Below are 10995 nucleotides of genomic sequence, written 5' to 3'. Positions count from 1 at the left end.
CTGGTAATAATTTGTATTTAATTTGTATTATTTACTATTGCGGAGATGTCGGCATAATTTGCCTGAAAGGTATTAACCACTTCATAGCAAAGCGAAAACTGATGAGTAGAAAACCGATGTATCGCCAGATAGCCGATGAACTGCGGGCGCAAATCACACGCGGCGAGCTAAAGCCGGGTGATGCCCTGCCAACCGAGTCTGCGCTACAGGCGGCCTTTCAGGTCAGCCGCGTCACCGTCAGGCAGGCGCTAAAGCTGCTCACCGATCAGGAGATTATTGAGAGCATCCAGGGCAGCGGATCCTATGTCAAAGAAGAGCGCGTCAATTACGACATTTATCAGCTCACCAGCTTTTATGAAAAGCTGGCCGATCGTCAGGTTGAGACACATAGCGAAGTGAAAGTGTTTGAAGTTATTCCGGCAGGAGAGACGCTGGCGGAACACCTCCAGCTCGCCGCCACGGATAAGGTCTGGCACGTCAAGCGGGTGCGATTTATCAAGCAAAAAGCGGTCACCCTAGAAGAGACGTGGATGCCCCTCGCCCTGTTTGCCGATCTCACCTGGGAGGTCATGGAAAACTCAAAATATCACTATATTGAAACGATCAAAAAGATGGTTATCGATCGCAGTGAGCAGGAGCTTATCCCGGTGATCCCAAACGAGGAGACGGTCGCAATGCTGGGGATTGCGCCGGGGAAACCGGTGCTGGAGAAAATTTCTCGCGGATTCCTGCAGGATGGGCGGGTGTTTGAATATAGCCGCAATACCTTCAAAAGTGACGACTATAAATTTACGCTGGTGGCCAAACGACGCCATTAAAAAAGGCCGCCCAGGGGCGGCCAACCATGTCGAAACAAGACATATAAGGCTCCCTCTTTCCCTGTATGCAGCGGGAATTCGGTGAGGGAGCAGAGAGGATTACTTAATGATGGACTTCAGCGCTTCGCCAATGTCAGCCAGGCTGCGAACCGTCTTCACGCCAGCAGCTTCCAGAGCAGCGAATTTCTCATCAGCGGTACCTTTACCACCGGCAATGATGGCGCCAGCGTGGCCCATACGCTTGCCTTTCGGCGCGGTAACGCCCGCGATATAGCCAACAACCGGCTTGGTCACGTGTTCTTTAATATAAGCAGCCGCTTCTTCTTCTGCGCTACCGCCGATCTCGCCGATCATCACGATCGCTTCAGTCTGCGGATCTTCCTGGAACAGCTTCAGGATGTCGATGAAGTTAGAGCCCGGGATCGGGTCGCCGCCGATACCGACGCAGGTAGACTGGCCGAAACCGTAGTCGGTGGTCTGCTTAACCGCTTCATAGGTCAGCGTACCGGAACGGGAAACGATGCCCACTTTACCCGGCTTATGAATGTGGCCCGGCATGATGCCGATTTTGCATTCGCCCGGGGTGATAACGCCTGGGCAGTTCGGGCCAATCATGCGCACGCCCGCTTCGTCCAGCTTCACCTTCACGGTCAGCATATCCAGCGTCGGGATACCTTCGGTGATGGTGATAATCAGTTTGATGCCTGCATCAATCGCTTCCAGGATGGAGTCTTTGCAGAACGGCGCTGGAACGTAGATCACGGTGGCGGTTGCGCCGGTCGCTTCTACGGCTTCACGAACGGTGTTGAATACCGGCAGACCCAGGTGAGTAGTGCCGCCTTTACCTGGCGTTACGCCGCCAACCATCTGCGTACCGTATGCAATCGCCTGTTCGGAGTGGAAAGTCCCCTGGCTACCGGTGAAGCCCTGACAGATAACCTTGGTATCTTTATTAATTAAAACTGACATTATTTCCCCTCCACTGCGGCAACAACCTGCTGAGCTGCATCCGTCAGACTTTTCGCTGCAATAATATTCAGGCCGCTATCAGCCAGTTTTTTCGCGCCGAGCTCGGCGTTGTTGCCTTCCAGACGTACGACAACCGGGACGTTAACGCCCACTTCGGCTACCGCGCCGATGATACCGTCAGCGATCAGGTCGCAACGTACGATACCGCCGAAGATGTTAACCAGTACGGCTTTAACATTGTCATCGGAAAGGATGATTTTGAACGCTTCGGTCACGCGCTCTTTGGTCGCGCCGCCGCCCACGTCGAGGAAGTTAGCCGGTTCGCCGCCGTGCAGTTTAACGATATCCATGGTGCCCATTGCCAGGCCCGCGCCGTTAACCATACAGCCGATGTTGCCGTCCAGCGCAACGTAGTTCAGTTCCCACTGTGCCGCCTGCGCTTCACGCGGATCTTCCTGAGACTGGTCGCGCATTTCGCGCAGGTCAGCCTGGCGGAACAGCGCGTTGCCGTCAGCGCCCAGTTTACCGTCGAGGCAGATCAGGTCGCCCTGCTTGGTCACCACCAGCGGGTTGATTTCGATCAGCGCCAGGTCGCGCTCCAGGAAGATAGTCGCCAGACCCATGAAGATCTTGGTGAACTGCTGAACCTGTTTACCTTCCAGACCCAGTTTGAACGCCAGCTCACGCCCCTGGTAAGGCATCGGGCCCGCCAGCGGATCCAGCGCCACTTTGTGGATCAGGTGCGGGGTTTCTTCCGCCACTTTTTCAATTTCTACGCCGCCTTCAGTCGAGGCCATAAAGACCACGCGACGGGAGCTACGGTCAACTACCGCGCCCAGGTACAGCTCTTTACCGATGTCGGTAGCAGCTTCAACCAGAATCTGGTTAACCGGCTGACCGTGTGCGTCCGTTTGGTAAGTGACCAGACGTTTGCCCAGCCAATGTTCAGCGAAAGCGCGAATGTCTTCTTTGGAGTTAACGACCTTCACACCGCCCGCTTTACCGCGGCCACCAGCGTGAACCTGACATTTCACTACCCACGGGCCAGCGCCGATTTTTGAAGCGGCTTCTTCTGCTTCGCGCGGAGTAGTACAGGCATAACCCACCGGAGCCGGTAAGCCATAGCGGGCAAAGAGTTGTTTTGCCTGATATTCATGTAAGTTCATGTGTTCTATCCATCCTATAAAATGTTGTTGAGTTGTGGTCTGGATCTTTTAGTTCTGCATAGCACAGAGTGGGCCTCCTCCCCGCACGGGGAGAGAGGCCGCTAACATCACTACACGTCCAGCAGCAGACGGGTTGGATCTTCCAGCAACTCTTTAATTGCCACCAGGAAGCCTACAGACTCGCGCCCATCGATCAGACGGTGGTCATAGGACAGTGCCAGGTACATCATCGGCAGAATTTCTACTTTGCCATCCACCGCCATCGGGCGGTCTTTAATGGCATGCATACCCAGAATCGCGCTCTGAGGCGGGTTGATGATCGGGGTAGACATCAGGGAACCAAAGACGCCGCCGTTGGTAATGGTGAAGTTACCGCCGGTCAGATCTTCTACGGTCAGCTTACCGTCACGGCCTTTAACAGCCAGCTCTTTGATGTTCTTCTCGATGTCAGCCATGCCCAGAGCATCCACATCACGCAGGACCGGCGTCACCAGGCCGCGTGGCGTCGAAACGGCCATGCTCACATCGAAGTAGTTGTGGTAAACCACGTCATCGCCATCAATAGAAGCGTTCACTTCCGGATAGCGTTTCAGCGCTTCAACCACCGCCTTCACGTAGAAGGACATGAAGCCCAGACGAATACCGTGGCGTTTTTCAAACGCGTCACCGTACTGCTTACGCAGGTCCATGATCGGTTTCATGTTCACTTCGTTGAAGGTGGTCAGCATCGCGGTGGAGTTTTTCGCTTCCAGCAGACGCTCGGCCACGCGCTTACGCAGACGGGTCATCGGAACACGTTTTTCGGAGCGACCAGCCAGCGGCGCAACCGGCGCAGCGGCCGGAGCTGGTGCTGCAGCGGCTTTCGCCGGTGCTTTTGCCAGGTGCTTCTCAACGTCTTCACGGGTCAGACGGCCACCGACGCCAGTGCCTTTAATGGCGTTGGCATCGAGGTTGTGCTCGGCCAGCAGGCGACGGATCGCCGGGCTGAGCGCTTCGTTATTTTGCTCTTCCAGCGACGCCTGCTGGCGCTGAGCCGGGGTAGACTCTTTGCTGTCAGCCTTGACGCTGGTTTCTTTACCGGCGCTGTTGCCTTCACGCAGGCGACCGAGGATCTGACGGGAAGTGACGGTGGTGCCTTCATCTTCCAGAACGGCATCAAGGATACCATCTGCCGACGCCGGTACTTCCAGTACCACTTTGTCAGTTTCGATTTCTACCAGCACTTCATCACGCACTACCGCATCGCCCGGTTTTTTATGCCAGGTGGCCACGGTCGCATCTGCTACGGATTCAGGCAGGTCAGGGACCAGAATATCTACGCTACTCATTATGTATCCTTAATTAATCGACGTTCAGCGCGTCATTGACCAGATCTTGTTGCTGCTTCTGGTGAACGGACATATACCCTACCGCCGGTGAGGCGGAGGCCGGGCGACCTGCGTAACGCAGAGCGGCCCCAAATGGAACTACTTCACGGAAATGATGCTGGCTGCAGTACCAGGCGCCCTGGTTCAGCGGCTCTTCCTGGCACCAGACAAAATCATGCACGTGAGCAAATGGTTTCAGTGCTTCCTGTACCGCCTGGTGCGGGAACGGATACAGCTGTTCGATACGCACAATAGCGACATCTTTCTGGTCGTTTTTGCGACGCTGTTCCAGCAGGTCGTAGTACACCTTACCAGAGCACAGCACCACGCGTTTCACCGCTTTCGGATCCAGTTCGTCAATCTCGCCGATGGCCGGCATAAAGGTGCCATTCGCCAGTTCGTCGAGCGAAGAGACCGCCAGCGGGTGACGTAGCAGCGACTTCGGTGACATCACCACCAGCGGACGACGCATCCCGCGCAGCGCCTGACGACGCAGCATGTGATACACCTGAGCCGGGGTAGACGGCACGCAAACCTGCATGTTCTGCTGAGCGCAAAGCTGCAGATAACGTTCCAGACGCGCGGAGGAGTGCTCCGGCCCCTGGCCTTCATAACCGTGCGGCAGCAGCATCGCCAGACCGCACATACGGCCCCATTTCTGCTCGCCGGAGGAGATGAACTGGTCAATCACCACCTGCGCACCGTTGGCGAAGTCGCCGAACTGAGCTTCCCAGATGGTCAGCGTGCGCGGCTCAGCCGTCGCGTAGCCATATTCGAACGCCAGTACCGCCTCTTCAGACAGCACGGAGTCCCACACTTTAAAGTCGCCCTGGCCGTTGTGTACGTGCTGCAGCGGGGTATAGGTGGAACCGTTAGTCTGGTTGTGAATCACCGCATGACGGTGGAAGAAGGTACCGCGACCGGCATCTTCACCGGACAGACGCACCGGAACGCCTTCATCAACCAGCGTGGCGTACGCCAGGTTCTCCGCGCCGCCCCAGTCAAACAGCTTCTCGCCCGCCGCCATCGCCTGACGGTCGCCGTAGATTTTCGCGACACGAGACTGCATTTCCACGCCTTCCGGCACGGTACTGATACGGTTAGCCAACTCCTGCAGACGCTTCATGTCAACCTTGTTCGGGTAGCTTTCGTCCCATTCATGGTTGAGGTACGGCGACCAGGTAAAGGAGTGCAGGTTCATCGGACGCCACTCTTTCACCACGCATTCGCCCGCGTCTAGCGCGTCGCGATACAGGTTGACCATCTCGGTGGCATCTTCCAGCGTCGCGACTTTGTCCGCTTCCAGCTTGTCAGCATAGATTTTGCGCGGGGTCGGATGCTTTTTGATTTTCTGGTACATCAGCGGCTGGGTTGCGCTCGGCTCGTCGGCTTCGTTGTGGCCGTGACGGCGGTAGCACACCAGATCGATGAACACATCGCGTTTGAAGGTATTACGGAAGTCCAGCGCCAGACGGGTAACGAAAGCGACCGCTTCCGGGTCATCCGCGTTAACGTGGAAAATCGGCGCCTGCACCATCTTACCGATATCGGTACAGTACGGGGTAGAACGTGCATCCAACGGGTTCGAGGTGGTGAAGCCCACCTGGTTGTTGATAACGATGCGAACGGTACCGCCCACTTCATAACCACGCGCTTTGGACATGTTCAGGGTTTCCTGAACCACGCCCTGACCGGTGACGGCTGCGTCACCGTGAATGGTGATTGGCAGAACCATGTTACTGCTCGGCTCGTCGAGGCGATCCAGACGCGCACGCACGGAACCCATCACCACCGGGCTAACGATTTCAAGGTGCGACGGGTTAAACGCCAGCGCCAGGTGCACAAGGCCGCCTTCGGTTTCGATGTCGGAGGAGAAGCCCATGTGGTACTTCACGTCACCGGTGCCGAGATGTTCTTTATGTTTGCCGGAGAATTCGTCGAACAGCTCCTGGGACTGTTTACCCAGTACGTTGATCAACACGTTCAGACGACCACGGTGCGCCATACCCAGCACCACTTCACGCGTGCCGCTCTTGCCCGCATGACGGATCATCTCTTTGAGCATCGGCACCAGCGCGTCGCCGCCTTCCAGCGAGAAGCGTTTGGCTCCCGGGAACTTCGCGCCCAGGTAGCGTTCCAGACCTTCCGCGGCGGTCAACTCGCTCAGGAAGCGTTTTTTCTCTTCCGCGGTAAAGGTGGCATGCCCCGCTTCAAAACGCTGCTGAATCCAACGTTTTTCTTCGGTGCTGGTAATGTGCATATATTCCGCGCCGATGTGGCCGCAGTAGGTCTGCTTGAGCGCGTCAATCAGATCGCCGAGCTTCATCGTTTCTTTGCCGATAGCAAAAGAACCTACGTTAAAGCTCTCCTGGAAGTCGGCCTCAGTCAGATCGTGGAAAGCGGGATCTAAATCAGCGACTCTATCCTGCTGCCACAGTCCCAGCGGATCGAGATTCGCATGCTGGTGACCACGGAAGCGGTAAGCGTTGATAAGCTGCAGGACTTTAACCTGCTTCGCATTCGTGTCAGGGTCGGAAATCGAAGAGGAGTAACGTGAGGCATCCTTCGCCAGACGACGGAAATAATCACGCGTTTTGGAATGAAATTGATCCGGTTTGACTCCGGTACCAGGTAACTGCTGGAACATTGAACGCCAGTGAGCGTCGACAGAGTCAGGATCGGTTAAGAAGTCTTCATAGAGCTGTTCTATCCAGCTCTGGTTAGCACCAGAGAGGTAAGAAGAGTCCAGCCAGGCTTTCATTGCGCCGTTCTGCATCGTGATCCCTTAAGCATTTTATGCTTATTTCGCCGTGGATAACTACGACGTACGCCGGTAAAGCACACGTCCCAGGGTTCACTTGCGAGCTCTTGTATCTGCACTGGCCCGCGAAGGAACCTTTAGAAACTGTCTTAAGAGTTTTTTACTCTCACCCTTCCCCTCTCTCAGAGGAAGTGCATGTGGCAGTTTTTAAAGGTTTCCTGCATTTTATCCCCTCTCCCTGTGGGAGAGGGTCAGGGTGAGGGGAACAGCGCTCCCCTCTACTACTTACGCACTACGTTGCAGCAGCATCGACTTAATATGGCCGATGGCGCGCGTCGGGTTCAGCCCCTTAGGACATACACTGACGCAGTTCATGATGCTATGGCAGCGGAATACGCTGAAAGCGTCACTTAAACCTTCCAGACGGCTGTCGGTTTCGGTATCGCGGCTGTCAATCAGGAAACGATACGCCGCCAACAGACCTGCCGGGCCGATAAACTTGTCCGGATTCCACCAGAACGACGGGCAAGAAGTTGAACAACATGCGCAGAGAATACACTCGTACAGACCGTCGAGTTTCTCACGCTGCTCCGGCATCTGCAGATGCTCACGAGCCGGAGGATTTTGCCCATTATTCAATAAGTAAGGCTTAATCTTCTCATATTGTGCGTAGAATTGCCCCATGTCTACCACCAAATCGCGGATCACCGGCAGACCTGGCAGAGGACGGATAACAATTTTCTTGCCCGGCTGATTCAGCGCGGAGATCGGCGTGATGCACGCCAGACCATTTTTACCGTTCATGTTCAGACCGTCAGAACCACATACCCCTTCACGGCAGGAGCGGCGGAACGACAGAGACGGATCTTTTTCTTTCAGCTGGATTAACGCATCCAGCAGCATCATGTCGCGACCTTCTTCCGCTTCCAGGGTGTAATCCTGCATGCGCGGAGCATCGTCTACGTCCGGGTTATAACGATAAACTGAAAACTCGAGTTTCATTTTCCTGTCTCCGCATTAATAAGTACGAATCTTCGGCGGGAATGCCGGACGCAGTTTCGGTTCCATATTGACGCTACGACGCGTCATAGACTCCGACTCTGGCAGATACAGGGAATGGCACAGCCAGTTTTCATCATCACGCTCCGGGAAGTCGAAGCGGCTATGCGCGCCACGGCTCTCGGTACGGAAGTTGGCGGACATCGCGGTGGCGAAAGCCGTTTCCATCAGGTTATCCAACTCCAGGCACTCAACGCGCTGGGTATTGAACTCGCTGGAGGTATCATCCAGACGGGCATTTTTCAGGCGCTCGCGGATGGCTTTCAACTGCTCAAGGCCTTTGGCCATCGCATCACCTTCACGGAATACCGAGAAGTTATGCTGCATACATTCCTGCAGCGCTTTGCGAATTTCGACCGGGTCTTCACCGTTACGGTTACCGTTCCAACGGTTCAGACGTTCCAGAGAAGCGTCAATCTCTTCTTCGGTAGCGTCACGCAGTACGCCCTGCTCCGCGATAGATTCCTGCAGATGCAGACCCACCGCGCGACCAAACACCACCAGATCCAGCAGCGAGTTACCGCCCAGACGGTTAGCACCGTGTACCGATACGCAGGCGATTTCACCGACCGCGAACAGGCCAGGAATGACCACGTCTTCGCCCTGCTCGTTCACCGTCAACGCCTGGCCGCTCACTTTGGTCGGAATGCCGCCCATCATGTAGTGGCAGGTTGGGATAACCGGAATCGGTTCTTTAACCGGGTCAACGTGCGCGAAGGTACGAGACAGTTCCAGGATACCCGGCAGACGGGATTCCAGCACCTCTTTACCCAGGTGATCCAGCTTCAGCTTGGCGTGTGGGCCCCACGGGCCGTCACAGCCGCGACCTTCACGGATTTCGATCATGATGGAACGCGCCACCACGTCACGACCCGCCAGGTCTTTCGCGTTCGGCGCATAACGCTCCATGAAGCGCTCGCCGTGTTTGTTCAGCAGGTAACCGCCTTCACCACGGCAGCCTTCGGTGACCAGCACGCCCGCACCGGCGATACCGGTCGGGTGGAACTGCCACATTTCCATATCCTGCACCGGTACGCCAGCGCGGATAGCCATACCCACGCCGTCACCGGTATTGATGTGGGCGTTGGTGGTAGACTGGTAAATACGGCCTGCGCCGCCGGTCGCCAGCACGGTTGCGCGGGCTTTGAAGTACACCACTTCACCGGTTTCGATACACAGCGCGGTACAACCGACGATGGCGCCATCGGCGTTCTTCACCAGGTCCAGCGCGTACCACTCGGAGAAAATCGTGGTGTGGTTTTTCAAATTCTGTTGATACAGCGTGTGCAGCAGAGCGTGACCGGTACGGTCAGCCGCCGCCGCGGTACGTGCCGCCTGCTCGCCGCCGAAGTTTTTCGACTGGCCGCCAAACGGACGTTGATAGATGGTGCCATTCTCCAGACGGGAGAACGGCAGGCCCATATGATCCAGCTCCAGAATCGCTTCCGGGCCGGTCTTACACATATATTCAATCGCGTCCTGGTCGCCAATATAGTCCGACCCTTTAACGGTGTCGTACATGTGCCATTCCCAGTTATCTTCATGGGTATTACCGAGCGCCACGGTGATGCCACCCTGTGCGGATACGGTATGGGAACGGGTTGGGAACACTTTAGACAGCAGCGCACAAGTCTGGCCGCTCTGGGAAATTTGCAGCGCCGCGCGCATACCTGCGCCGCCGGCACCAATCACTACAGCATCAAATTCTCTGACTGGCAGTTTCATCACACACCCCACACCACAACAAATCCATAGATAACGTAAACCAGCAGCGCCACAACAATCACCAGTTGCAGCGTCAGGCGCAGGGCCAGCGGTTTAACGTAGTCGGTCAACACCTGCCACATGCCGATCCAGGCATGAATCAGGATTGAGAACAGAGCCAGCAGGGTGAACACTTTAGTGAACGCAGAGGCAAAGAAACCGCTCCAGATTTCCCAGGTCACTTCACCGTGCGTCGCAAAAAAGCCCACCATGTAGATGATGTACAGAGTCAGGACAATGGCGGTGGCACGGACGAGGATGAAGTCATGTACGCCGTTGCGTCCTAATGCTGAGGCGTTGCTTACCATACGAGGACTCCTGCAAGAATTGAAAGCACGACTGTAATAACGAAAGAGATTTTGGCTGAACGCTGACCGGCTTCGAGGGTTTCTTCGATATAACCGAAATCCATTAACACGTGACGGATACCCACAACGGCGTGGTAGGCCAGCGCAGTGAGGATGCCCCACATAATGAATTTAACGAAGAAACTGCTCATGATGGAGGAAGCGGTCAGGAAGCCTTCCGGGGAGGAGAGACTGGTGCCCAGCAGCCATAACAGAATGCCCACCGCCACAAACGTAATCACGCCGGAAACGCGATGAAGAATGGACGCTATCGCTGTTATAGGGAACCGGATTGTTGTCAAATCCAGATTGACAGGTCTTTGTTTTTTCACATTTCTTATCATGAATAACGCCCACATGCTGTTCTTATTATTTCCTTCCTCCGGTCTGCAGGCGGGTCAAGCAGCGTCCTTTCTATAACTTCGCGTCATGGTTAAATCTGCTTCCAGATGCTAAAACGACACGTTACAACGCTGGGTGGCTCGGGATTGCAGGGAGTTCCGGAGACCTGGCGGCAGTATAGGCCGTTCACAAAATCATTACAATTAACCTACATATAGTTTGTCNGGTTTTATNCCGAACAGTGACATAGGTCACGATAACAACATTATTTTAATTTTTAATCATCTGATTTGACAATCATTAAACAAAGTTGTTACAAACGACACCAGAAAAAGCATATAATGCGTAAAAGTTATGGGGTCACTCTTTCACCGGAGATTTAGTTATGTAACAGTGTGGAAG

The 10995-nt window shown here is 55.2% G+C and carries 9 protein-coding genes; 1 reads left to right on the top strand and 8 read right to left on the bottom strand.

Annotated elements, in window-relative coordinates:
• The first annotated feature begins 101 nt into the window (after nucleotides 1-101).
• Nucleotides 102-818: a GntR family transcriptional regulator gene (locus tag NNN71_RS20895; protein ID WP_163449179.1), complete on the top strand. Its 717-nt coding sequence runs from the start codon at nucleotides 102-104 to the stop codon at nucleotides 816-818.
• A gap of 99 nt (nucleotides 819-917) precedes the next feature.
• Here the strand turns inward: NNN71_RS20895 and sucD are convergent, their stop codons facing one another.
• From sucD to sdhC, 8 genes are all read right to left on the bottom strand, one after another.
• Nucleotides 918-1787, bottom strand: coding sequence for a succinate--CoA ligase subunit alpha (sucD, locus tag NNN71_RS20890; protein ID WP_008501094.1), 870 nt, complete (start codon nucleotides 1785-1787; stop codon nucleotides 918-920).
• Entirely contained in the window at nucleotides 1787-2953 is a 1167-nt protein-coding gene (gene sucC, locus NNN71_RS20885; RefSeq protein WP_003022927.1) for an ADP-forming succinate--CoA ligase subunit beta, read from the bottom strand. Before sucC ends, sucD begins: the two co-directional genes overlap by 1 nt.
• Before the next feature lie 110 nt (nucleotides 2954-3063).
• Nucleotides 3064-4281, bottom strand: a complete 1218-nt coding sequence (gene odhB, locus NNN71_RS20880; protein ID WP_163449178.1) for a 2-oxoglutarate dehydrogenase complex dihydrolipoyllysine-residue succinyltransferase — start codon at nucleotides 4279-4281, stop codon at nucleotides 3064-3066.
• Nucleotides 4282-4294: 13 nt separating this feature from the next.
• Entirely contained in the window at nucleotides 4295-7096 is a 2802-nt protein-coding gene (gene sucA, locus NNN71_RS20875) for a 2-oxoglutarate dehydrogenase E1 component (protein ID WP_065355538.1), read from the bottom strand.
• 270 nt (nucleotides 7097-7366) lie between these two features.
• On the bottom strand, nucleotides 7367-8083 hold the full coding sequence (sdhB, locus tag NNN71_RS20870; RefSeq protein ID WP_064548333.1) for a succinate dehydrogenase iron-sulfur subunit SdhB: 717 nt from the start codon (nucleotides 8081-8083) through the stop codon (nucleotides 7367-7369).
• Nucleotides 8084-8098: 15 nt separating this feature from the next.
• Nucleotides 8099-9865 carry a succinate dehydrogenase flavoprotein subunit gene (sdhA, locus tag NNN71_RS20865; RefSeq protein WP_064548330.1) on the bottom strand — a complete coding sequence of 589 codons (1767 nt, stop codon included), beginning with the start codon at nucleotides 9863-9865 and terminating at the stop codon, nucleotides 8099-8101.
• On the bottom strand, nucleotides 9865-10212 hold the full coding sequence (sdhD, locus tag NNN71_RS20860; protein ID WP_064548328.1) for a succinate dehydrogenase membrane anchor subunit: 348 nt from the start codon (nucleotides 10210-10212) through the stop codon (nucleotides 9865-9867). The genes sdhA and sdhD overlap by 1 nt, the downstream gene beginning before the upstream one ends.
• Complete coding sequence (gene sdhC, locus NNN71_RS20855) at nucleotides 10206-10610, bottom strand: succinate dehydrogenase cytochrome b556 subunit (protein ID WP_035892718.1); 405 nt, start codon at nucleotides 10608-10610, stop codon at nucleotides 10206-10208. Before sdhC ends, sdhD begins: the two co-directional genes overlap by 7 nt.
• Nucleotides 10611-10995: the final 385 nt, after the last annotated feature.

The organism is Kluyvera sp. Awk 3 (assembly GCF_028069715.1).
Taxonomy (GTDB): Bacteria; Pseudomonadota; Gammaproteobacteria; order Enterobacterales; family Enterobacteriaceae; genus Kluyvera; species Kluyvera georgiana_A.
This window is presented reverse-complemented; position numbering and strand designations above follow the sequence as displayed.

Coding starts and splice junctions, on each gene's coding strand:
- NNN71_RS20895 (WP_163449179.1), top strand. CDS start 102: ATGAGTAGAAAACCGATGTATCGCCAGATAGCCGATGAACTGCGGGCG.
- sucD (WP_008501094.1), bottom strand. CDS start 1,787: ATGTCAGTTTTAATTAATAAAGATACCAAGGTTATCTGTCAGGGCTTC.
- sucC (WP_003022927.1), bottom strand. CDS start 2,953: ATGAACTTACATGAATATCAGGCAAAACAACTCTTTGCCCGCTATGGC.
- odhB (WP_163449178.1), bottom strand. CDS start 4,281: ATGAGTAGCGTAGATATTCTGGTCCCTGACCTGCCTGAATCCGTAGCA.
- sucA (WP_065355538.1), bottom strand. CDS start 7,096: ATGCAGAACGGCGCAATGAAAGCCTGGCTGGACTCTTCTTACCTCTCT.
- sdhB (WP_064548333.1), bottom strand. CDS start 8,083: ATGAAACTCGAGTTTTCAGTTTATCGTTATAACCCGGACGTAGACGAT.
- sdhA (WP_064548330.1), bottom strand. CDS start 9,865: ATGAAACTGCCAGTCAGAGAATTTGATGCTGTAGTGATTGGTGCCGGC.
- sdhD (WP_064548328.1), bottom strand. CDS start 10,212: ATGGTAAGCAACGCCTCAGCATTAGGACGCAACGGCGTACATGACTTC.
- sdhC (WP_035892718.1), bottom strand. CDS start 10,610: ATGTGGGCGTTATTCATGATAAGAAATGTGAAAAAACAAAGACCTGTC.